The sequence below is a fragment of the Shewanella oncorhynchi genome, assembly GCF_012584455.1.
In the GTDB taxonomy this organism is placed as follows: Bacteria; Pseudomonadota; Gammaproteobacteria; order Enterobacterales; family Shewanellaceae; genus Shewanella; species Shewanella oncorhynchi.
On sequence record NZ_JABAEB010000007.1, the window covers coordinates 169,976 to 194,871 of the forward strand.

16 protein-coding genes are annotated in these 24,896 nt (G+C 46.9%); 4 read left to right on the forward strand and 12 right to left on the reverse strand.

Annotated features, from left to right (window positions below):
* Window positions 1-166 precede the first annotated feature (166 nt).
* Window positions 167-391, reverse strand: a complete 225-nt coding sequence (locus HGO26_RS13100; protein ID WP_131523432.1) for a ribosome alternative rescue factor ArfA — start codon at window positions 389-391, stop codon at window positions 167-169.
* A gap of 266 nt (window positions 392-657) precedes the next feature.
* Here HGO26_RS13100 and HGO26_RS13105 point away from each other — a divergent pair, with 266 nt between their 5' ends.
* Entirely contained in the window at window positions 658-1,506 is an 849-nt protein-coding gene (locus tag HGO26_RS13105; protein ID WP_113940065.1) for a substrate-binding periplasmic protein, read from the forward strand.
* Window positions 1,507-1,751: 245 nt separating this feature from the next.
* Window positions 1,752-3,878, forward strand: coding sequence for a TonB-dependent receptor (locus HGO26_RS13110; protein WP_211085912.1), 2,127 nt, complete (start codon window positions 1,752-1,754; stop codon window positions 3,876-3,878).
* Between the two features lie 251 nt (window positions 3,879-4,129).
* On the opposite strand, the gene pmbA is transcribed toward HGO26_RS13110, so the two are convergent.
* Window positions 4,130-5,473 (reverse strand): metalloprotease PmbA, encoded by a 1,344-nt coding sequence (pmbA, locus tag HGO26_RS13115; RefSeq protein WP_105251299.1) that lies wholly within the window; start codon window positions 5,471-5,473, stop codon window positions 4,130-4,132.
* Window positions 5,474-5,635: 162 nt separating this feature from the next.
* On the opposite strand from pmbA, the gene yjgA reads away from it, so the two are divergent.
* Entirely contained in the window at window positions 5,636-6,172 is a 537-nt protein-coding gene (gene yjgA, locus HGO26_RS13120; protein ID WP_105251298.1) for a ribosome biogenesis factor YjgA, read from the forward strand.
* Window positions 6,173-6,201: 29 nt separating this feature from the next.
* Entirely contained in the window at window positions 6,202-8,712 is a 2,511-nt protein-coding gene (locus HGO26_RS13125; protein ID WP_168825655.1) for an Ig-like domain-containing protein, read from the forward strand.
* 161 nt (window positions 8,713-8,873) lie between these two features.
* Here HGO26_RS13125 and HGO26_RS13130 read toward each other — a convergent pair whose 3' ends face one another.
* From HGO26_RS13130 to rng, 10 genes are all read right to left on the reverse strand, one after another.
* Window positions 8,874-10,199, reverse strand: a complete 1,326-nt coding sequence (locus HGO26_RS13130) for an APC family permease (RefSeq protein WP_168825657.1) — start codon at window positions 10,197-10,199, stop codon at window positions 8,874-8,876.
* A gap of 424 nt (window positions 10,200-10,623) precedes the next feature.
* Window positions 10,624-11,511, reverse strand: a complete 888-nt coding sequence (locus HGO26_RS13135; RefSeq protein WP_168825659.1) for an ion transporter — start codon at window positions 11,509-11,511, stop codon at window positions 10,624-10,626.
* A 222-nt stretch (window positions 11,512-11,733) separates the two neighbouring features.
* Window positions 11,734-12,924 carry an ABC transporter permease gene (locus HGO26_RS13140; RefSeq protein WP_168825661.1) on the reverse strand — a complete coding sequence of 397 codons (1,191 nt, stop codon included), beginning with the start codon at window positions 12,922-12,924 and terminating at the stop codon, window positions 11,734-11,736.
* Between the two features lies 1 nt (window position 12,925).
* Complete coding sequence (locus HGO26_RS13145; RefSeq protein WP_168825801.1) at window positions 12,926-14,143, reverse strand: ABC transporter permease; 1,218 nt, start codon at window positions 14,141-14,143, stop codon at window positions 12,926-12,928.
* A gap of 80 nt (window positions 14,144-14,223) precedes the next feature.
* Window positions 14,224-15,198: an HlyD family secretion protein gene (locus tag HGO26_RS13150; RefSeq protein ID WP_168825663.1), complete on the reverse strand. Its 975-nt coding sequence runs from the start codon at window positions 15,196-15,198 to the stop codon at window positions 14,224-14,226.
* Complete coding sequence (locus tag HGO26_RS13155; protein WP_168825665.1) at window positions 15,188-16,570, reverse strand: TolC family protein; 1,383 nt, start codon at window positions 16,568-16,570, stop codon at window positions 15,188-15,190. Before HGO26_RS13155 ends, HGO26_RS13150 begins: the two co-directional genes overlap by 11 nt.
* A 94-nt stretch (window positions 16,571-16,664) precedes the next feature.
* On the reverse strand, window positions 16,665-18,113 hold the full coding sequence (tldD, locus tag HGO26_RS13160) for a metalloprotease TldD (protein ID WP_168825667.1): 1,449 nt from the start codon (window positions 18,111-18,113) through the stop codon (window positions 16,665-16,667).
* Between the two features lie 133 nt (window positions 18,114-18,246).
* Window positions 18,247-19,077: a carbon-nitrogen hydrolase family protein gene (locus HGO26_RS13165; RefSeq protein WP_168825669.1), complete on the reverse strand. Its 831-nt coding sequence runs from the start codon at window positions 19,075-19,077 to the stop codon at window positions 18,247-18,249.
* Complete coding sequence (locus tag HGO26_RS13170; RefSeq protein WP_168825670.1) at window positions 19,001-23,347, reverse strand: YhdP family protein; 4,347 nt, start codon at window positions 23,345-23,347, stop codon at window positions 19,001-19,003. Before HGO26_RS13170 ends, HGO26_RS13165 begins: the two co-directional genes overlap by 77 nt.
* Window positions 23,347-24,813 carry a ribonuclease G gene (gene rng / locus HGO26_RS13175; protein WP_168825804.1) on the reverse strand — a complete coding sequence of 489 codons (1,467 nt, stop codon included), beginning with the start codon at window positions 24,811-24,813 and terminating at the stop codon, window positions 23,347-23,349. The genes HGO26_RS13170 and rng overlap by 1 nt, the downstream gene beginning before the upstream one ends.
* Between the last annotated feature and the right edge of the window lie 83 nt (window positions 24,814-24,896).

Consider the following 24,896-nt stretch of genomic DNA (forward strand, 5'->3'; position numbering starts at 1 on the left):
CGCTCAGGGCGAAAGTACAATTAACCTCCAACAAGGAGTATCAATAATAAGGCTGATTTAAGCGTAAAGATTGGCGTAAAGGCAGGTGGAGGAGCATGAATTGGCAGGATTAACGAGGCACTAACACAGCAGACTAAAGCAGCGAACTAAAACAGTAAAAAGCAGATTAACAAAAGCGCAGACCTAGAAAGTCAAAAGGGGCATCGCCCTTGTGCTGATGCCCCTTTCGGTTTTGTGCTTTACGGTCGTATGACCCTTTGCCCTTTTTCGCTTTCTCGGTGCGGGTCCTAAACAAGGGACTCGTCACTAACGCTTTTAGTGCGTTGTCGGTAATGGTGCCTCGACCACTTTCGTGTTCTAAGGGCATATTTTGCGGTTTTTGCTTAGTCATTTTATGCCTCACTGCTTAATGAAAGTTAAGCCCATAGCCTAACAGCGCAAACTATAACGCAATCAAATCAGATGTACAGAGTTTGTGCACTCCAACATAAAAAATGACTTTGACTAGTAGGAAAGTATGATAGATTATTTAAATAAAAATAATATATTAGCTTAATAATCAATAAGATTTTATTAATAGGTTTAGTGAGTGGATTTTGCCATAACCTTTATTGGCACTCAGGTTACACTTTGTAATCGACAGATAAGGAGATCAATTTGGCATCCGTGTTAGTCGCTCAACCTTGGCTCGGCGCACTGCTCTTACTGATAACACTTCAAGCCCCGCTTGCCAGTGCTTTTTCCAGTTCAGACTCCTGCGTGATGACTATGGGGTATCGCACCAGCGAACGCTTACCCTTTATCGGAGACGAGTCCAATAACACGGGATTTTATCACGAACTCTACCAAGCGGCGGCGAACAAGATTGGCTGCAAACTCAATGTGGTACGCGCACCTAAATTACGTATTCTGCGGGATCTCAAACTCGGCAATATCGATTTTTATCCCGGCCTTAATTTCACCGAAGAGCGGGCTCAATACGCGCATTTTATCCCCAATGGACTTTCACAACGTGCGATTGGCATTAGCCGTGCTGGCGCCGCCGATATTCGCTCCATTGAACAGTTAGCCCATAATGAGATGACCCTCTTAATCGCCCCCGGCAGTTATGACTTTGGCGGCTTACCCGACAAAATTAAGGTACGCAAACCGCCTGAGCTAACCGTCCCTAAAGCCTTGGATTATTTACTTTCAAACCAAGGTGACTTTTTTATTTATGATCAAACCACTTTGTATTATTACCTCAAAAATCGTGACCAAAGCCAGTTTAAACTCCACTATCACTACAGCGAATTACCGCAGGAAATGTACCTCGGTTTCTCGAAAAAAAGCCGCCACTACCGCGGTAAACACAACCCCAACTATCGCGCCGATATCCCCATCAGCCCAGATAACAGTCCCACAGTGTTAACACCAGATTCTAAAGTCTTTGAATTTGCCAAAGCACTCGCCGCCATGGATTCCCAAGGTGAAACTCAGCGCTTGTATAGCAAGTATTTTGGCTAGCTTAAATCACAAAAAGTACCGCTAACGCAGAGTTCTATTGGACCTCTTATCAATTGAGGTACCAATAAAGAGCTAAGAGAATCATGCCTAACTGATTAAAAAGTGGAAAACTTGTCTTCTGCTCAAGCCATATTCTGATGTTTTAACTCGCTTTGTTACCCTCTGCGACAATATGCCGCACCTGCCACACTGAGATGCTCTTTATAATGCAGCGCAATTAATCCAAGTGAATGGAAGACAATAAGATGGCTGCAAATTCTGCGTATTTATCTCACCCGTTTAAAACTTCAGTAATTTCCTCATCCCTCGCAATCGCCATGGGTTTATCACTAGCGCCACAGGCCATGGCTGACGACAGCGAATTAGCCAATATTGAACGCTTAGAGGTCCATGGCCAACAGACCGAAAACCGTAACGCCTTAGGTTCGGCTGAAAATCTACTGAAAGGGCAAGGAGTCGATTTCTCCGAAGCGGGCGGCGTATCGGCCCTACCTATCCTCAATGGCATGATGGGCGATCGCATCAAAGTGCTGGTCGATGGTGCGGACATTACTGCCTCCTGTGCAAACCAAATGAATCCACCGCTGTCCTATATTTCCGCCAATCAAGTCACCGCAGCCGAAGTGATTGCGGGCGTATCGCCAGTCAGTGCCGGTGGCGACAATATTGCGGGCGTGATTAAGGTTAGCAGCCTTAACCCTAAATTTGGTGAAAGCGATAGCATCAAGTGGAATAGCGGTGATATCTCAACGGGATATCGCAGTGTGAGCGACACCTTGCTACTCGGCACCAATGCCACAGTTGCCAGCAAAAATGTCAGCCTTAGCTATCAAGGCGCCTATGAAGATGCCAACAGCTATAAAGATGGCAATGGCGATAAAGTCATAGATACTCTATACCGCGCACAAAACCATGCACTGACAGCCGCATGGCGCGATGAGACTCAAGAAGTTGCCATCAAATTGACCCACCAAAATATTCCATTCCAAGGTTTTGCTAACCAATATATGGATATGACGGATAACAAGAGTTACGGTGCCCTCGCCCGTTATCAACTCAAACTCGACGATGACGGTGAATTCAGTGCCCAAGTAAACTGGCACGGCGTGAAACACGAGATGGGCTTTTTCACCCCAGAAAAAACCGGCAAGATGCCAATGAACACTGAAGGTGATGACTACAGCTATCAACTACACTGGCGTTTGCCAATGGGTGATGACAGCACCTTACTGGTCGGCCAAGAATACTATAGCTACCAGCTCGACGATGTTTGGCCTGCGGTGCCTGGCACTATGATGGCGCCCAATGACTACATCAACATCAACGATGGTGAACGCCGCCGCGCCGCCGTTTATGGCGAATGGCAGCAAGATTTAAGTCAAAGCTGGTGGTTATCGGCGGGCGTTCGCTTTGAGTATGTCACCACCAATACAGGTGAAGTCCAAGCCTATAGCAACATGCCTATGATGGGCATGCCCAATGTCGACGCAGAAGCGGCAAAAGCCTTTAATGCGATGGACAGAAAACGTGATGATAATCTGATCGATGCCACCTTACTGGCACGCTATCAATTATCGACCAATCAACAACTTGAGTTTGGTTTAGCCCGCAAGAATCGTGCACCTAATCTGTACGAACGTTACAGCTGGGGCCGCGGCACTATGGCGACCACTATGATAGGTTGGTATGGTGATGGTAATGGTTACGTAGGTAATCCGGATCTTAAACCAGAAACCGCCCATACCCTGAGCGCAGCCTACAAATATAACGATGATAGCTGGCAAGTCTCGACCACAGCTTGGTACACAGCTGTGACTGACTATGTCGATGCCGAAGTCATTGGTAGCTTCAATCGCACCAGTTCGCCTGATGGCAAACGCAATATTCTCCAATTCACTAACTTAGATGCCAATCTCTATGGCGCACGTTTTAATGCGCTCTACCAGTTTGCCGAAACCAGCACAGGTAAATGGCAAGTGTTAGGCAAAGTGAATGTAACCCGTGGCGAGCGAGATGAAGGTGATGAACCTTTATATCAAATCAAGCCGTTGCAAACTGAGCTGGCACTGCAACATCAGTTAGGTCAATGGGAAAACAGTCTTTCATGGCAATGGGTTGCGACCAAAGATCGCGTAGATGACCGCCGCCTTGAAAATGAAACCGACAGTTACTCCTTGCTCAATTTGAACAGCAGTATGAAATGGCAGGATCTGACTGTCACCTTCGCCGTGAATAACCTGTTCGACAGCTACTATGAGCTGCCACTGGGCGGCGTAAGTGTAGCGGAATTTAAGGCCGATAATACCAATGGCCTTAACCAAATTGCCGGTGCAGGTCGCTCGTTCGAACTCAGCGCAAGCTATGCATTTTAACGACTGATTTTAAAGGCACTGTTTTTAACAACATCGTTTTTAACCACATGGTTTTTAACTGCACGGCTTTTTAGGTCGAACAGATCTAATCCGAACGTTAAACAAAAAGGGCAAGCAGATTAAGTGATTAATCGCTTGCCCTTTTTTATGCTCAAACCACATTCATGCTACCAAGACTAAAATACTAGCACTAAAGCACTGAGACGACTTAAGCGCACTATGCAGCACGGCTGAACGAGTGACACTATGGATTAGTTACCCGCAATCTTCATTTCAGATAACAAGATACCGCCGGTACGAATCGATGAGCGCAAATCAAAATCCTTACTCACGGCTTGCACGCCACGGAACATCTCTTTTAAGTTACCCGCGATAGTGATCTCTTCCACTGGATATTGGATCTCACCGTTTTCAACGTAGAAACCCGCCGCACCACGGGAATAATCGCCCGTTACCATGTTCACGCCTTGGCCCATGACTTCGGTCACAATCAAACCTGTGCCCATGTCTTTCACCAATTCGTCGAAGGTTTGGCCTGTGTGGCCAAGCGTCCAGTTATAAATACCGCCCGCATGGCCCGTGTTGGTTAAGCCTAACTTGCGCGCCGAGTAACTGGTCAGCAAATAGGTTTCTAACATGCCGCGGTCAATAATGCGTCTGTCTTGGGTCGCCACGCCTTCACTGTCATAGTTCGCGCTCGCCAGTGCGCCCAGTAAATGCGGCTGCTCTTCGATATTGAACCAATCGGGGAAGATTTGGGTGTTGATCGAATCCAATAAGAAACTGGATTTACGGTATAAACTGCCACCGCTGATCGCTCCGATAAAGTGGCCGATTAACCCTGTGGCGATATCTGGCGCTAATAAAATGGGTAAACGCGTCGTCGCGATCTTGCGCGCACCGAGGCGGCTTACTGTCTTCTCGGCGGTCTTTAAACCTACCGTTTCAGGTGCAAGCATCTCGCTGAATTTACGGGCGATAGTGTAATCGTAATCCCGTTGCATATTGCCTTCGCTATCTTCACCAATCACGCTGCAACTCAAGCTATAACGCGAGCTGCAATAACCGTTTAAGAAACCGTGGCTGTTGCCATACACTTTAACCGCGGTGTGAGCATTGGCACTGGCGCCGTCGGAATTATTGATACGTGGATCGGCATCGAGCGCCGCAGTTTCGGCGCGGATTGCCAGTTGCGCTAACTCATCGGGGGAAATATCTTGTGGATAATACAGTTGAAGATCGCGGATCTGATTTGCCATCAAGGCTTTATCGGCAAGGCCACTGAATGGATCGGGAGAAGTATAACGGGCGATATCGTCGGCCGCTTTCACCGCGAGGGCAATGGCCTCTGGACTTAAATCCGACGTCGATGAACTGCCCTTGCAACCATCGCGGTAAACCGTAATCCCTAAGGCACCATCTTTATTAAATTCAACGGTTTCAACTTCTTTTAAACGGGTAGAAACCGACAAACCTTGTTGTTTACTGATCGCCACTTCGGCAGCGTTCGTTCCTAATTTGTTGGCATATTCCAGCGCCACGGCCACCGCATCTTTCAGCGCGCCTAATTCACTATCGATTCTGTTCAAAGACACAAAGCTACTCTTTCGTTGTCGGCAATTGCCGTAGCATAACAAACACAAAACCCATTCACATTAATTATTAGTGCCGGACTATGGGCTAAGGCACATTCACCTAGGCGATTTTTGGCTGGAGATGTTATTATTAGCCAGTTATTTACTTGAGGTTTTATCTATATGAAGATTGTTGGTGATTCAGAACATTTTAAACAGCCCTACGACATAGATGAAGATTATGTCAGCAGCAAAACAACGGACAAGCGTGATAGCGAAGCCGTGCAAAAAGTCGGTATGGAGCTTGTTTCACTGAGCAAGACTCAGCTAGATAAAATCGAGCTGGATGAGTTTTTGTACGACGCTATCCTGCAAACACGTAAAATCAAGGTCAATACTGAGGCGTATCGTCGTCACATGCAGTATATCGGCAAATTGATGCGTAATTTTGATATTGAGCCTATCAAGGCTTCACTCGCTATCGTGTTGAATAAAAACAACAACGAGACCGCGAAGTTGCAGATGTTCGAAAAAATGCGTGAACGCTTACTCACCCAAGGTGATGATGAGATTCAAACTGTCGTCGAGCATTATCCGCAATTAGACAGACAAAAACTGCGTACTTTGGTGCGTCAAGCCACCAAAGAACTGGCCAAAGGCCCTGAATCAAAATCATCTAAAGAGCTGTTTAAATATCTACGCAGCGAAATCCAAGACTAATTAACTTCAGCCCCACAAGGATGTTGCTTATGCGACTTAGCAAAACGTTATGTAGCCTAGCTTTGCTTTTTATTGGACTATTTGGACTCGGGGCCTGTAACGGCCCTGCGGACGAAGATAACGGTGGCACAGATGCCACTGACGGTATCTATAAACTGTCTATCGACTTTAAAACCTTATCGGGTTCTGAATGCGGCAGTGTTACTTCACTCCAAAGTTTCCCTAAAAACACAGGCTTTTGCGCAGTCGCGAAGTTAAAGAAAGGCTCAGCTACAGTGAGCAATCAGAAAGTAGACTTTACGACAGACCTTGGTGTATTAACACCTAATAGCAAACTAACAGACAATAACGGTGAAGCCATTATTATCGTTAGTAATCCTGATTTACTTGTCAATGCAGGGATAATTACTGCAACGACAACCCCAAATGATTCCACAACGGCGCTAACAGCTACCCGCAATTTTGAGTTTTTAAGTGCTAGCGATGGTACTTCTCCTGCTGCACCCAAACTCAGCGCCAGTATTTTAAACAGCTCAGCCTTAGTCACTCGCTTTAAAGTCGATGAGTCGGTGCAATTACAAGCCATATTGCTCGATAGCGAAAGCAAAGGTATCGAAGGCGCTAAAGTCACCTTTACTGCTGGTTCAGCGGCGCTCAATCCAACCAGTGCGTTGACCAACACTCAAGGTATTGCGCAGGTGCCCTATACGCCAAGTGCAACTGAATTAGGGGCAAATGCCTTAACAGTCACTGTGGACTATCAAGGTCAATCGCTGCAAACCAGCAGTTTGTATGAAGTCTTGAGTAAAGATGCCGTCAATCAAGAAGGCACGCTGAAACTCGGCTCATTCAATGGCGCTGACTTTACCGAAGGTAAACTGGCTAGCACCTTAACCGCCGATGCCGATGGCGCATATAAAATCAGCGCAGGCGGTAGTTTTGGTGTAAGTGCAAGTTTAGTATTAGAGGCCAATGACGGCACGGTTACGCGAGTGCAAACACCCTCTTCCATCAGCTTTAGCTCAGATTGCACCACAAACAATAACGCCACACTCGATACCCCAGTTACGACTTTATCGGGTAATGCAAGCTCGACCTTCCAAGACACAAGTTGCAGTGGTAACAGTGGACGTAGCGACCAAATCATCGCCACGACAGTGGCGGGGAATCAAACGCTCACGGCGAATTTCCTATTCACACTGCAACGCCAAACGCTTGCCAGCTTAAGTTTTGAGTCGGCAGAGCCTGCACAAATTCGCATCAAAGGTGCGGGCGGCACAGGTTCAAGCGAATCCTCTTTAGTCAGCTTCAAAGTCACCAGCGCCAATGGCCAACCCGCAGCGCAACAGAATGTCAGCTTTACCTTAGATACGGTTGTCGGTGGTTTAAGTTTTACCAATGGCACTGCGAATGCGCAAAGCCTGACTAACTCCCAAGGTATCGCCAGTGTGCGCGTATTATCCGGTACAGTCCCCACGCCAGTGCGCGTAGTCGCTACTGCAGTTGATACTGATACTAAAGAAGTTATCACTAGCCAATCAGAGCAACTGACCGTCAATACTGGCTTGCCGCAACAGCTTGGATTTAGTCTATCAACGACAGTATTCAATCCAGAAGCAGGTGACTTTAATGGTGAAACTGCAACGATCACCATACGAGCCTCCGATAGTTTTGGTAATCCAGCGCCCGATGATACTGCTGTCAACTTCACGACAGAAGGTGGCCAGATCCCAACATCATGTTTAACTAAAAATGGGACATGTAGCGTTGTTTGGACTTCACAAACTGCACGAGTACCCGATCACCGCATCACGATTCTCGCTTATGCCTTAGGTCACGAAACCTTCTTCGATACCAATGGCAATAACATCTTTGATGATGCTGATGTTAGTAAAGACATCAATGGCACGCCTGTGCCTGACTTGGCTTGTTTAACGAATTCAGGCGTTGTGAAAAAATGCACAGGCAATGGTATGGACATCGAAGCCTATCTTCCTAGTGGTTTTAGTGATCTAGGTGATGCGTTTAGGGATGACAATGAAGATGGCATTAGGAATTCAGCCGAACCATTTTGGAATACTCAAGCAAAAGAATATAGTTTTGCCGATGGTAAATTTAACGGTCCACAATGCGAAAGCGCACTCTGCGGCAAAGGCCAAGCCAATAAAACCTATATCCGCAAAGCCTTAGTAATGAGCATGTCAGGCTCACAGGCTTATATCAGTGTGATGCAAGACGGTGTGTTATTGCCGAGTGTGAATGACATCAAGCCTGTGGCCGTTGGTGCTAGTTCTGAGTTTGTAGTATTTGTCCACGACAGTGCGAATCAAATCATGCCAGCTCAGACAAGTATCGAACTTTGCGTGGATTGTGCTGGAACGCCTAAAACCTTCGAGGTTCCCAATACTGTGTATGCGAAAGGCAGTCTAGGTTCACCACTGAAATTTACGGCATCGGCCAACACCAGCGTATCGGTGAAAGTCACGACCCCTAAAAATGTGGTCACTGATAACTTAGGTTTCACAGTGCCATCGCTTTAAAACGTGATTAAGCAAACTAAAAAGACCCGCGAATGCGGGTCTTTTTATTGGAGGATTTTATTAGAGGATGACAACCCACGGCCCTTAGATCTACTACACATCTTTAGTTATAGCTGTGCATCTATGAGCCATGACTCTCACTAATTTTATAGCTCTTAATTTTATAGCTCTACTGCACGGCGTAAACGGAAACTCCGTAAAGCCAAATACAATGCTCCCACTGCCGCCCATATAAGCCCTAACTCTAGTGATTGTGGCTCTAAGTTCACCCAAAGCACGCCAATAGTGCCGGCACCACACAGGGGCAATACTAAGTATTGCAGGTGGTCTCTAAAAGATTTATTACGTCGATCCCTTAGGTAAAACTGCACAATCACGGCTAAGTTCACGAAGGTGAACGCCACTAAAGCACCAAAATTCACTAAGGCTAGCGCCATTTCTAAATCAAATGAGACGGCAGATAGCGCAAGCGCCCCCACCAACAAGACATTAAATGCAGGGGTTCGCCATCTAGGATGGATATAAGCAAACCCTTTACGTGGCAACATATTATCCCGCCCCATCACATATAAAATCCGTGCAACCCCAGCATGGGCAGCCATACCGGATGCCAATACGGCAACAGTGGTCGCCACTAATACGATGGACTGGAATAGATTACCGCCAACGTAGAGTGCAATTTCAGGCAATACCGCATCAAGCTGTTGAAAGCGGGAAATATCGGGGAAATAGAGCTGCAAAAAATAAGACACGCCAACAAAAATCACGCCACCGAGTAAAGCCGTCAACACAATCGCGCGAGGAATAACACGTTGAGCATCTTTAGTTTCTTCAGTCAGTGAACTTAACCCGTCAAAGCCGAGGAAGGAGAAACACAGAATCGTCGCCCCAGTGAATAATGGTGCCATCGCCATATTATCGGCATAAAATGGTCGCACACTCGCGACGACACCTTCGCCTTCACCGAGGGAAATGCTATAGGCCATTAGACCAATGAACACCACAATAATGGCGATCTGTGCAAACACTATCACCCCATTAAAGTTCGCGACTAGATCAATCCCCTTGAGATTAAGCAAGGTCATTATGGTCACAAGAGCGAAAATAAAGATCCAAGGTTCGACGCTGGGAAACATGGCGGTTAAATAGATTTTTGCGAGCAACATATTGATCATTGGCATAAACATATAGTCCAGCAGCGATGACCAACCCACCATAAAACCAACATTCGGGCTAAAGGTTTTTTGAGCATAAGTGTAGGCTGAACCCGCATAGGGATATTTACGTACCAAATGACCGTAACTAAACACGGTAAATAAAATCCCTGCCAATGCGAATAGATAAGACGTAGCCACATGGCCAGAGGTGATCTCGGAAACAATACCAAAGGTGTCAAAAACGGCCATCGGCGTGAGATAGGCAAGCCCCATCACCACCACTTGCCATAAGTTGAGGGTCTGCTTCAAACCCGGATTTTGTTGGCTCATCAGCACACCCCCATTGTACAGGGTTGAACACCTAAGCACGCATCTGCAATTAGTTTTTGCTTGCGGCTAACCGTCTGCACTCTCGGTTTAATGGCTAACGCAACAACTTGATTTACAACAACTACCGACAATCCGGTACACAACAGCCCCATTGGTCTTTCCTCAGTAAAATAGGTTCAACTGAACCTCATATCATTTCCGGATGTTTACCGGCCTCAATTGTTTTAAAACACATACGTCATAAATAAAAAATAACCGAGATACTGAGTATCTCGGTTATTTTTTCGGCGCGCATTCTCCCCCAAAACCAATAAGAAGACAACCCAATAAAAATATTAAGTGATCCGCAATCTGTGATGGCTTAGTGAAAAACGACAGAATCCAAGTACAAGACTTGGTATCAGCTCACGATCCTCAATCTGCTTTAATCAGAACCAAGATCTCCCTTTGTCGATACATTAGAAGAATCACCAGCAGCACTCCGCAGCAAGGTTTGTAATTGTTGTAGCTCGAGTCTGATGGCTTTCAACTCCTCGTGCATTTGTCTTTGTTCCTGCTCCAAGACTTGTTTGTCCTGCTCACGCTCTAATGCATGCTCTTCGTCACTGAAGGTTTGCATGGTATTGACGATAATCGCAATAAACAAATTTAGCATAGTGAAAGTAGCCACCAGAATAAATGGCACGAAAAATACCCAAGCATAAGGGTAAACTTCCATCACTGGCCGCGAAATTCCCATGGACCAGCTTTCAAGCGTCATTATTTGAAATAAGGTATAAAACGAATCAGCAATGGTGCCAAACCATTCCGGAAACGTACCACCAAAGATTTTGGTGGCTATCACCGCAAACACATAATAAATCAACAGTAATACCGTGGCGATCGATGCCAATCCTGGAAGTGATCCCAACAGAGCTGACACGACCCGTTTCATTGATGGCACAATTGTTAACACTCTCAGCACCCGCAACACCCGTAGCGAACGCAGTACAGCCAGAGGCCCAGATGCAGGGATCAGTGCAATCACTATCACGGTAAAATCAAACACACTCCAAGGGTCTTTAAAAAATTTTCCCCTATAGGCATAAATCCGCAGCAATAACTCCACGACAAATACACTCAGCAGCACCTTATCAAGACTCATCAACAAAGTACCGTATTGCGCCATCAGGCTGGCTGAGGTCTCCATACCTAACTGCACCGCGTTGATTAAAATCAATGCCAAAATAAAATGACCAAACCAGTTTTGCTCAACCAAGCTAATCACTCGTGCCTGCAAACCCGTTGGTACGTTAAGTAAAGATGTACTCATGTCGACTCCTATAATCACAATTGCGGCGATTGTAGCGAGTGCGCTTTCAGATGCCCAGTTTTTACGGTGGGTTAAATAACAACAGGGTTAAATGCAGTGGATTGAGCAAGATTTGGATAATATGAACAGCAACTTTTATGAGGGGGTGGGTAAAACGTCATTACGTCCTCAGTAAACGATTAACACTCGCCAATAAATATAAATCTAAGGTATCGCTAAAAACTAATGGGTACCAGTCAGCAACAACTTCGTTCTTCGCTTAATCCCCAACATCGCTAGGCCGAAAAAGACCGCAAATAAGCCCCAGAGTTGTAGCCACTTGGGCATCACACTCGCCCAACTTGCGCCCATTTGATTGAGTTCTAGCATGCCCATAATCGCGGGTACGGCAGGAATAAACTGTGAGCCGAGTACTAAAGGTTCTGGGATCAGTGCTATCGGCCACACAAAACCTGACACGAATAGAATAGGCATAGAGATAAGCAGTAGCACTTGGGTGGGTAAATCGCGGCGAGTGAATAAGGTACTCATGGCAACACCTGCGGCGGCGGTAGCCAGTAAAAACGGCAATAACCACAGCGCAACTAAACCAAGGCTCGCTTGAATACTCACGTTATACCAATGATAACAATAGCCCACATAAAAGCTGGTAAAGAAGATATAAATCAACATGAAAGCAAGAATACGACCACAGACTAATTGCACCGGTGACACCTGCTGCCAATACCCTTTATGCCGCCATTGCCCAGCCCCTAAAATGCCAGTACCTATGAGTAAGGTTTGGTGCAAAATCAGCAAGAACAGTCCAGGTACCACATAGGGCGTATAACCTAGGCTCTGGTTAAAGGCAGGCACACTGTTAAGATGAAGCGAGTTTAAACTCTCTTGGGCCTGCTTAGGATTTTGTCCTTGAGCAAGCATGCCAATCAATTGCACTTGTTTACCCGCATCCATTCCAGCGCTAACTAAGCCTTCAACAACCGCGGAATAAATCAAAAAGTAACTAGCATCACCGCCATAACTTAGCGTCACACCTTTACCGAGCAATAAATCGCGACGGAATCCTTCTGGGATCACGAGTAAGCCGTGGGCCTTACGCGTCTCAATAAAACGCTTCGCCTCGGTAATCGAACCGACTTGACCTATGACTTGAATTTTTGCGCTGGCATCGGCATGACGGATCAATTGACGACTTAGGGAAGAATGGTCTAAGTCCACCACGATCAGTTGTTGCTCGGTCGGCACTTGATTCAAATAGGGCAAAGGATACAAAACCGAATAAAACAGTACACCGCCAAATAAGGTCACTGCGATCGCTTTATCGCTAATAATAGCCTTAAACTCAGTGAGGATCAGTCGCCACAGACTGAGCTGACGTGGTGTGTTTGCGTGTTCGCTATTGGATAAATTCATCCTATTGCCCCTTCGCAGATATAGCTGCGTCCGAGTCATAAACCGTCACTGAAGCATTGGTGTTAACTGTGGTAGGCAGTAATTTACGCGACAGGAAATATATCAAAGGTATCAGACAGATAAAGCCCCAATAACTGGTGATTTGGCTCGCCACACTTGGCCAAGTGGCGCCATAACTCACGATACTAACATGGGACTCAATATAATGGCTCGATGGCATGATAAGTCGCCACCACTGGGCTAATTGCGGCATTTCGTGAGTCGGGAAAGTAATGCCCATAAAAGCAAACGCTGGCGCAAATAAAGCAGTACAAAAGCTGATGACCCGCGCACTGTCACGCATCACTACAAATATTAATAACACTAAGCTCCAGACTGCCAATAACATGACTAATTGCGCGAGCAATAATAGGGCTAAACTCCCCGCCATCGGCAGAGCAAGATACAAATACAGCCAAGCTAAAATAAAGCCGCCCTGCAGCATCAATATCGGCGTAAACAGCACCATTTTCGCCCACACCTTAGGCCAAAAATGTTTAGTTAAGATATTCGACATACCATCGGCCTGAGTGGTAGGCACTAAATGCAGCTCTCGATTTAAACTGTTTGCCATCACTAACATAGATAACAACTGCCACAGCGCAATCAGCACTGGCGGTACTAAGAAACCTATGTAGTTGTTATTTCGGTTAAACAGGGCTGTTGTTTGGCTTTTGACTGGGCTTAAATTCACTGCGACTTGGGATTTCGGTGTACCATTTGCGAGCTGCTTTAAACCCGCCACTTGCTGTAATCCGTCGCCTAAACTCAGCTGAATTTGGCTTGAGAGTAACTTACCCACCAGCAAAAATTGACTGTTGTAGCGCACATCAATTGTAGGCTTATGACCTGTAAGTAAATCCTTTTTCATATCATAGGGAAAAACCACAATAGCGTAGACTTTCGCCTGTTGCATCGCGCTTATCGCCGAGGATAAGTCGGTAAAACTTTGCGGATCGGTAACCGGGTTTGCCTTAAGCTGACGGGTCAACATGCGGCTCAATTGACTATGATCTTGGTCGACAATCGCCACGGGCAGTTGCCTTGGCAGACCTGCACTGAATAACCACCATAAGCATAAAATCCCCAGTAGTGGAATATAACTTATCAGCGCTAACTGCCAAGGGTCATGCCATAGGGCACGCAGCTCACGGCGAACTAACGCAGTGAGCAACGCCATAAAGCTTATACTCGATGGCTGTAATTCGTCCTTAATCTTGTCCGCCGCGTTGGCGTGAGGCGTACGTTCAGTCACGACTTTTACTCACTGCGCAGCAGCACAGACATGCCGACACGCAGATCGGTAATCGGCTGGTTTGGACGCAATTCCACTTCAAAGGTTCGCATATCAAAATCATGGCCACTTTCAGTCGAACGCCAAGTGGCAAACTCACCCATCACACTGATATGGGACACAGTAAAATCCACATCCTGCCCGAGTGCCGGAATCGTTAATTGAATTTTTTGACCTTTTTTGAAACGTTTAAGTTGGTCTTCTCGCACTTGGAACACGGCCCAAGCATCCTGCATATCAATCAAACTGACAATCGGAAAACCACTGGGTGCCAATTCACCCGCCTGTAACAGCACGTCGCTGATCTCACCTGATTTAGGTGCGCGCATTTGGCTATCTTCCATAATGGCGCTAACTTCTTTCACTGCACCTTCAGCCTTACGGGCATTACCTGCCGCAGCCACTTTGGTTTCCGTCCGCGCACCTTCCTCGGCCATTTGGTACATGGCTAAGGCCGCTTGTTCTGTGTATTTTGCCGCTTGCCATTGGGTAAAGGCTTCATCGCGTTTTTGTCTTGCCGCCACACCTTCGTTAAATAAATTTTCGACTCGGGTATAAGTGGTTTTAGCGAGTGTTGCTGCCGCCTGTGCCTTGAGCCATTGCTCCTTGGCTGCCATCACTTCTTGACTGCGAGCACCGTTGTTGGCTTCAAGCTGCATCGCCTTAGCGGCATCACGGCCACCTTCGGCCTGCATTAACTTTGCATCTAGCTCAGGACTGCGGATCGCGAATAATAAATCCCCTTGGGCCACACTATCACCGCGGCGCACGAGCACTTGCTCGACTCGGCCTGGCACCTTGGACGAAACATTGTACTCACGGGCTTCAATCTGGCCCTGCAACAAACTCGGCTGCGGGCTATAAGCGAGCTTGAGTCCATAGGCTAAGATAAGGCCTAATGCGACCAACGCCACAAGGGCAAGTATTCTGTTAGCGCGCATTGTTTGTCTCCTGCACTTGGGTAGGGGCTGTGGTACGACCGATAAATTCATCTAGTTGACCACTAATGGCCATTAATCTGGCATAGGCTTGCACATAACGATAACGGGCAGCCAATTGCTGAGTTTTCACCGCGCTTAGTTTCAGCTCCGCATCGACTCTGTCGATAGAAGTTGAAAGCCCTTGATTAAAGGCGATTTCCCTAAGACGCAGGTTTTCAATAGCAAGTTCGAGCGAAGTATCGAGCGCCGTCACTTCTTCCTCGGCCTGTAATAATTGGCGATAGCTTTGATCCACCAGCAGGCTCAAGTCTTGTTTAGTTTGTGCCTTGGTATAACGAGCTTGTAAGAGTGCACTTTTCGCCGCTTCGACTTTACCGCTACGACCATCGCGGCTGATCAGTGGCACATTGACCCCAACCCCAACCATCCAGTCAGGTGTGATGCTCGTCAAGAGTGTGTCTTCTTCATACAAGGTGTAGTTACCGAAGAGGAAAACCGTTGGATGGTATTTACCTTTTTCCAACGCTATTAAACCGTTCGCTTGCGTTTCTTTCGCTTCGAGCAATTTGAGCGCCGGATGTTGGCTCAGGGTAATTTGGCTGAGTTGAGCGAATGAAGGAGCCTGTGGCAGTACAAATAAGGGAGAATTTGTGCTCACCTGACTTTGCTGTAGCATACGTGCCAGCGCAATCACTGCCATTTCGTGTTGCCGACGAGCACTGCCTAAATTGACTTTAGCATTGTCTAGAGCGACCTGAGCATTGAGGCGCTCGACCTTAGCAATTTGCCCTTCGCGCTCTAGTGCTAAAGCATGATCAACATGCTTAGCTAACGAGCCAACCAGATCAGTCTGAGTATTCACCAATGCCAACGTCACATCGACAGCGTAATATCTATCCACCAGCAGGGTAAATAAATCACGAGTTGCCAATTGTAATTCTTGTTGCTTCTCGGCCACCATAGCCGCGTGTATACCTTGAGCCGCAGTGATCTGTCCGCCCGTATAAATCGGCCACATTGCCTGTAAGCTGGCGCTAAAAATATCTTGTTCACTTAAGGGCAGCGGCGGAATACCCGCAATAATGCCCCCAAGCGATGGCGGGATAGAAATCACAGAATTTAATTCTTTCAGATCAAACTCAATCGGTTTATCCAAATGAATATAGTTACCGCGAATGTCTAATGAGGGCAAATTTAAGCTCTCGCCCGCCTCTTGTTCACCCTTAGCGCGGTTAACTTCCTGCGATTGCGCTTGCAATTTGTCGCTCACCTTCAGCACTTGCTGCCAAGCATCAGTAAAGCTAATCGGCTGAGCATAGCCAGCCGAAGGCAATGATAATAGGCAAAGCCAGACTACACTTGATAGTTTCATTAACACCTCTAGAGTAGTTACTCTAATTTCCTTTGCGAATGATAACATTCATGGTGGGTAGCGACTAGAACCTATAGACGTAAGGTTCTAGGTTTTATGCTGTTCCGCCCACGGTGAGCTTATCGAGTTTTAGGGTCGGTTGACCCACACCCACAGGCACACTTTGACCGTCTTTACCACAAACGCCCACACCTTGATCTAAAGCCATATCGTTACCGACCATAGAAATCTGGCTCATAGCCTCAGGGCCATTACCGATTAAGGTGGCGCCTTTAATGGCTTGAGTAACTTCACCATTTTCAATTAAATATGCTTCGGATGCTGAGAACACAAACTTACCCGAAGTGATATCAACTTGACCACCGCCAAAGTTAGGGGCGTAAATACCCTTCTTCACTGACTTAATAATCTCACTGGGATCTGACTCACCGGCCGTCATATAAGTATTGGTCATACGTGGCATAGGCAAATGCGCGTAGGATTCGCGGCGACCGTTACCCGTTGGCGCAACACCCATTAAGCGAGCATTGAGTTTGTCTTGGATGTAACCCTTTAAAATACCGTCTTCAATCAATACCGTTCTTTGGGTTTGTACACCTTCATCGTCGATACTCAGTGAACCACGACGATTAGGCAAGGTGCCATCGTCGACCACAGTCACTAACTTAGACGCAACTTGCTGGCCAACCTTGCCACTAAAAGCACTGCTACCCTTACGGTTAAAGTCGCCTTCTAAACCATGTCCAACCGCTTCGTGGAGCAATACACCGGGCCAGCCATTACCTAACACCACAGGCATTTCACCCGCTGGTGCATCGATGGCATTTAGATTGACCTGCGCTTGACGCACGGCTTCGCGGGCAAAGGCGAAACACATAGGTAAACCAGTGTCATCGCTTACCATTAAAACACCGTAGTCATGACGACCACCACCACCGGCGCCGCCACGTTCACGTTTACCGTTTTCTTCCAAAATCACGCTACAGTTAAAACGCACCAGAGGACGGATATCGGCCGCAAGAGTGCCATCACTCGCAGCAACGAGGATTTCTTCGTGCACACCAGCAAGGCTAACCACCACTTGAATAATCCGGCTATCTAGACTGCGAATAAAAGCATCGGCTTCTTTCAGCAGGTTGATTTTTTTGACTTCTTCCATCGCCGCAATCGGATCTAAGCTGTCGTATAACGCCAATGCTTTTTGACGTTTAAAGGCTTGCACTTGAGTCTGCTCACCCGCACTAGCAATGCCACGGGCAGCCTGTACTGCAGCGCTTAAGGCGGCAGGAGTGATGTCGTCGGCATAGGCAAAACCCGTTTTCTCACCGCTGATGGCCCGCACGCCCACACCGCGTTCAATATGGAAACTACCGTCTTTGATGATGCCGTCTTCCAGCACCCAAGATTCGTGACGACTACCTTGAAAATAGAGATCGGAATAATCGATTTTGTGCTGATGTATGGTGTTTAGATAGGTTTGCAGGCCATCTAACGCTAACCCATTCTTCAATAAACTTTGCTCTACTTGTGCTAAAAATGGCATCTATGCTCTCTTTGACCCCAAGGGATCTTGATATTCTGAGTGTAAATTCGGTGTACTAATTCTATGTGTTAATGCTGCATATCGACTCAAACGCAAATTCAGCATTTCAACTCGTCTGCTGGCTATTGGCGCATTATTTCAAGCTTGGTTCAAGGAAACGATTATGCTGCATGACGGGCATTTTACTGCGAATACTGTGCAGTTCGGTTAAGTCGACCTCAGCCTGTACCCAACCTGTACCGGTTTTGAGTTCAGCCAAAATATTCCCCCAAGGACCGACTATCATGCTCTGCCCCCAAGTTTCACGGCTGCCTTCGTTATGCTGTCCCCACTGAGCTGCAGCGAGAATAACGCATTGGGTTTCAATCGCTCTTGCCTGTAACAATACCTGCCAATGGGCTTCCCCCGTCACCTTGGTGAAGGCAGAAGGGACAGTAATAATCTCGGCACCCGCAAGGCGCATCGCCCTAAACAAGTCAGGAAAGCGTAAATCATAACAGATGGTTAAGCCAATTTTGCCAAAAGGTGTATCGATAACACTAATGTGATCACCGGGGCAGAAGGTTTCGCTCTCGCGATATTGTTTTGTACCATCGGCAACATCCACATCAAAAAGGTGCAGTTTATCGTAATGCCCTAAAGTATCACCTTTATCATCAAACAAATAACTGCGGCTATAGACACGACCATCCTCAGCCAACGCCGGAATAGTCCCTGCGACCATAAACACCCGATACTTGGCGGCCAGTGCACTTAACGCCGATTTGAGCGGGCTCTGATGAACATCACCCGCATAGGCAAGTTGCTGACTTTCGTGGCCACCAAACAATAAACTACATTCGGGTAACACGACTAAGTGGGGCGCATCGGCATCCCGTTTGAGTTCGTTAAGCTGCGATTCGATAAACTGCAGATTGGCGCTGACGTCGCGACTGCTCTGACATTGCAACAGGCTGATGTGCATTCTGCTCTCCCTGAATTTGCTTAATCGGTTCTACTGCTGGCTGATTCTCTGGTGTGGCAGGCGTGTTTGGCGCTTCAGGCGAAGGCGTCGCTTGAGGTTGCTCCCGCTTTAAATCGAGCGCTTTAATTTGATCTGTTGCTGGCTTTAGCTCTTCTGACTTTGATTCTTCAGATCTGGCCTCTTCAGGCTTAACGTCTTGTGGCTCGAGCGCTTCTGGTTGTGTTGCTTGAAACTGTGGCTCAGATTTAGTGTTGCTTGGTTTGACTTCAGTTGACTGAGCTTCAGTTAATTTAGTTTCAGTTGGCTTAGCTTCTGTTAATTGAGCCTCGGTCGATTTAGTCTCTACCGGCTGAGTGATATCGGCGTTATGACTCGCGGCTTCGGTCGACACCGCTGGGCGCTCAACTCCAACCACAGGTAAAATAGATTCTGGAATTTCAATCTCTTTACTCTTACGCTCTAACTCTTCGACCACAGGCTCTGCCATAGTCCCAGTCACCCGAAAACGAATTTCTGAAATCACTTCAATCACAGGCTCAAGCACTTTTGTCAGGGCAAAGGCCCCCAGACCCAGTGTCCAAGCGCTGGTACTTAGCAATACGACAGTCGGCACACTTGAGGCCAATTGTGGCACAAAGCGGATATCGTAATTCAAACTTTCAGTGGTGAGATCCGTATAGCCACGCACCTTCATATTACCCGCGATGGCATCCATTTCAGTGTCAGTGGTTTTCACCACGCCATTATCAATCTGCAAATTGCCATTGAAAGAATTGAAATACATGCCCTGACCGAAGACATCGGTGAAATCCAGCGACAGTTTACGCACCAAAGAATCTAAACTGAACAGGGAGAAAATCCGCGCGCCCTTGTCACTCACCTGAGATAAGTGGCCTTTGCCTAAGTTGAATTTCACCTTGCCATTTAAGGTTTCGAGGGAGAAGGCATAGGGAGCACCTTGCCAAGATAAGTCCGCATTAACCTTCAAGGGGGCTTCATTAACGCCAGGCTCTATACCCAATTGAGCAGATAGATAACTAAACTGAGTGGCATTTAACTCAACACTGAGATCAGTTTTATTCTGTCCAGCCTGTTGCTGCCAAATGCCACTGCCCTGCAAATTGACATTGGGCGTAGTCAAAGACAATGTTTGAATCTTATATCCTGCCGCTTGTGGGCTCGCCTGCAAAACGAGCTTTCCAAAGGATTTATCGAAGAAACGAAAATCTTCCACATTCACTGCAACTGGCGGCAAGTTAGTGAGCACTTGATCACTAGCAAAATCGGCATCCGTGTTCGGCTTTACCTCAGGTGAAAAATAGAATTTATTCGCCACAACTTTGAGACCTTGAGTTTTCCAATTTGGATAGAAATCGACCCAACCGTCAAATTCGTTGGCAACGGTATTAAAACGCCATCCCGTCTCGTTAGGCTTAGCATTAAGCCTAAGCTCCGTCAGTTGTTGCCCTAAAAGATCGAGCCGACCGATATGAGAATCGATACTCGCCACCGCGGGAAATAAACTTTTATGGGGAATATCATCAACTAAAATGCCCGTTTTCGGTATTTTCTCTTGACCAACAAAGGCATTAATCACAGGTAACCATTCGGCTAATTTGGCCTTACCGAGATCGATTTGAATATGACCTTGTTCCGTATTTCTGGCTTCATCCTCATCGAATAAACGCCCCAATAACAAGTCAAAATAACTAAAATTTGCACCTTTATCGGCATCGAAACCACCGATAAACTCGGCATGACTGGCAAGTTTGACATCGAGCGTCGCATTATCTTGATCGCCAACAAACTCGGCGACTAAAGGTCGTGGTTCATTTTCGGGTTTAGCAAAGTATCCTGGGAGCAACAGTTGCGTCCCCAGCATATCCGAAGTCACTTTGGCTTGGATTTGATAACCTTGCTCAGTAAATAGCATAGTCATAGCACCGCCCCAACTGATTTTTCCCTGATAAAAATCACTCAAGGGATTGTGCAATTCATCGGGGAGACGGCTGAGATCCCAACGACTTTTCAGCGAAAGATTAAGGCCAAAATCTTTACCTTTAGGCTGAGTGTCGAAAGTTAAACTGAGCGGTTGTTCGAACAAGCGCGCTTTGATGCCTTTTCCTGTCACAACTTCATTCGCAAAGTCGACTACACCAGTCACGCCATGAAGTTGAAGCCCTGGCTGAGCAATATATACCGGTGTGTTATCAAAACGGATTTGACCACGAATATCTTCAGCTTCACCTTCATACAGTGGAATGCTGATGTCTAAAGTGCCAGTGACAGCACCTTGCACTTGCACGACATCTAAGGTTTTGCCTACTGAGGTCGCCAAAGGTGAGGCTTGTAACACCTTAGTCGCCGCACTGCCTTGAGTAGCAAGTTCGGCTTCAATCCTTAGCAGCGTCTGTTCACCAATAGCGGGAATAAATACATGGGCACCTGTGGCATCCACATTCATCAGCTTGCCTTGGTTTAACCAAAGATCCATACGGGTATTTTCAAACAAAGCGTTAAGGGACAGATCTGTGACCGCAGGCCAGTCGGGTTGAAACTGAAATTTAGCATCTGTTAAGGTAAATGCTGCCTGAAACACGCCGCTATTATCATCGAAGGGAAACCCACTTAACGGACCACGCCAAACAACTTGCGCATCTTGGGTCTGACCCGCTTTAAGCCCAGTATCCAAATACTCTGCCAGTGATTCACCCATCGCCTTATTGGGGAAATACTTGTCGGCATTAGCCACATTGTTGATACGAACATTGGCCGCCAGCGCCATGTGCGCAGCACCGCTAAAGTCCAAATTCAATGCCGCATCAACACCGATATCTTCGTTTTCAAGCTGCAACTGAGGCACATTTAAACTCAGATGTTCAGTATTGAACTGACCATCAATTGGCGCCCCATTGAACACTAATGGCGCCGAAAATTCATCACCAAAATCGAGGGTGTACACTTGTTCAGGTAGAGAGAAATACAGCGTCTTATCTTGCCAGCGAAGGTTCACATCTACAGGATGAGTATTGGGAATACCCTCGACCTTCTGCCAATGCAACTGCTTCACTTCGGTACTGGCGAGCAAAGGCTGGTCGGCTTTTTGATACAGGCGGATTGGTCCAATATTAGCCTCAGGAGCTAACGCATGCCATTGACGTAATACGGCTCTATCGACTCCAGGAAATAGCGGCAGCAGCGGCAATAGACTCTGAGTATTAACTTGATTCACATAGGCAAATAATTCATCGTTTTGACGCTTCGCGGCCAGCGTTAATGCCGGCCAATGCTCACCATTGGTGACAAAATCCAGTCCTGAACTTTGCACTTCCCAACCCGTCGCCTTTGGCTGCCAAACAATGTCGCCCGCTTGAATTTCAAATCTCTGCGGCTCTTGCTTTAATGTCCATTGCAGCCAGCTTGGCTCAAAATGAACCATAGCAGAACTGATGCTGCGGTCGGCAAACGTAAGCCAAGCCTTAAGATTGACAACCCCTTCTAAGGGTAACTTTTGAGTGGAATCATAGGGATTAGGTTGACGTGAAGCCCATTCACCTAAGTCTAAAGAGTTAGCCGCCAAATAAATCTGCCCAGTCAAACTGTCGGGATTTGCACCATCGCCCTTGATATCTAACTGTAATCCGAGAGATTCATGCTCAGAGGCATGACTATCAAGATACAACTCTCCCGCACCGCGGTGACGTTCCCCCTGATTGCGCCAGTTCAAATGACGGATATGGATCGGGCGAAACTCTTGGTGCATGCTCAGCAATTGCACTGTGGCATTGGTTAAGGAGAATCTATCGAGTTGTTTGAGTAACAGGGCATAAAGCCAATCGAGTTGCGGGGCTTTATTAATTGTAGCGGGATCGTTCTCGGTAAGCTTATCCATGTCTAAAGCGACATGGACACCCTCAAAATTGACATCTTCGATTCGCGGGGTGAGCGTGAGCAGCGATTGCCAAAAATCTAACTTCACTTGTACGTTCTTGATCATCAAGGTCACAGGCAGTTGTTCCTGTGGCGGGATCACTAAGTCATCGATGTTAATTGCAGGGCCAAATGCCTGCCAATGGGCGGATAACTCCCCCACTTGCACATCGACTTTATATTCGCTTTTTACGTAATTAACCAGTTGCTGGCGAACTTCATCAACCTGCGGTAATAAGCCACGGATCAAACTGACGGCAAGCGCAAACAAGACCAAAATAAGCGCCAGAAATTGCCAACAAAAACGGCTAAATTTTTTTGCAGTAAAAAGTGTAGCCACTACATCATCACCACATCGTATTTGTGCTGTGAGTACATAGGCTCATTTTGCAAACGGATGCGCTTACCTATGTAAACCTCAAGTTCAGCAATAAGATGATTATCATCGGTATGCAGACTTTGATACACGGCAGGCGAACAATACAACAGGAACTCATCAGCATCGTAGGCACGGTTTAAACGGATTATTTCGCGAAAGACCTCATAGGAAACCGTCTCGACTGTCTTCATGCTCCCCGTGCCATGGCAGGCCGGACATTCGCCGCAGACGACATGCTCTAAACTTTCGCGGGTACGCTTACGGGTCATTTCGACTAGACCTAACCCCGAAAAACCACTCACATTGGTTTTCACCCTATCCTTAGATAAAGCGCTGGTTAAGCTGCTAAGAACACGAGCCTTATGATCCGCCGTCATCATGTCGATAAAATCGATAATAATGATACCGCCGAGATTACGCAGACGTAACTGCCTCGCTATCGCTTGGGTCGCTTCGAGGTTGGTATTAAAAATGGTTTCTTCAAGATTCCTGTGCCCCACAAAGGCACCGGTATTGATATCCACAGTCGTCATGGCTTCGGTTTGATCTATGATCAAATAGCCACCAGACTTGAGCTCGACTTTACGGCCGAGTGCACGTTGAATTTCGTTCTCCACATCATAGAGATCAAAAATAGGCGCAGGCCCTGAATAGTGCTCAATCTTATCGGCAATCTCTGGCATAAACTCCTGCGCAAAAGACTGCAACTCGGCAAAAGTGCGGCGAGAATCCACTTGAATACGGTCCAGCTCAGTACCGACAAAATCACGCACAATGCGCACAGGTAAGGCTAAATCTTGATACAGGAGCGACACACCACTGCGTTTACGTCGCTCACTCACCTTTGACCAAACTCGGCGTAAAAATGCCGCATCTTGGGATAACTCATCTTCCCCTACGCCTTCAGCGGCGGTGCGGATAATAAAACCACCGTCATCATCAACATAGGGCAAAGTAATTTGTTTGAGGCGACTGCGTTCTTCTTCTAGTTCAATACGCTGGGAAACACCAACATGGCTAGAACCTGGCATAAAGACTAAATAACGGGAAGGCAGCGTGATATCGGTCGTTAGGCGTGCGCCCTTAGTGCCCAGCGGATCTTTAACCACTTGCACCATAATGTCTTGCCCTTGACGGACTAACTCGGCGATATCACGAACAACGAAATGACCTTTCTCAACATCGGCGACACACTCAGTGTGCGGTACTATGTCGGACGCATGTAAAAAAGCCGCTTTATCTAAGCCAATATCGACAAAGGCGGCTTGCATACCTGGTAACACACGGCTGATTTTACCTTTGTAAATATTCCCCACTAAACCCCGTTTCATCCGGCGTTCAATATGGACTTCTTGCAGCACACCATGCTCAACTAAAGCAACGCGCGCCTCAGATGGAGTTACGTTGATCAGTAATTCTGAACCCATCTTGCGCTGTATTTTATTTGGATTTAAGCGACTGGTATTCACGACTCACCCCATTCGGGAAACTAGATTAATTAATCGAAGTT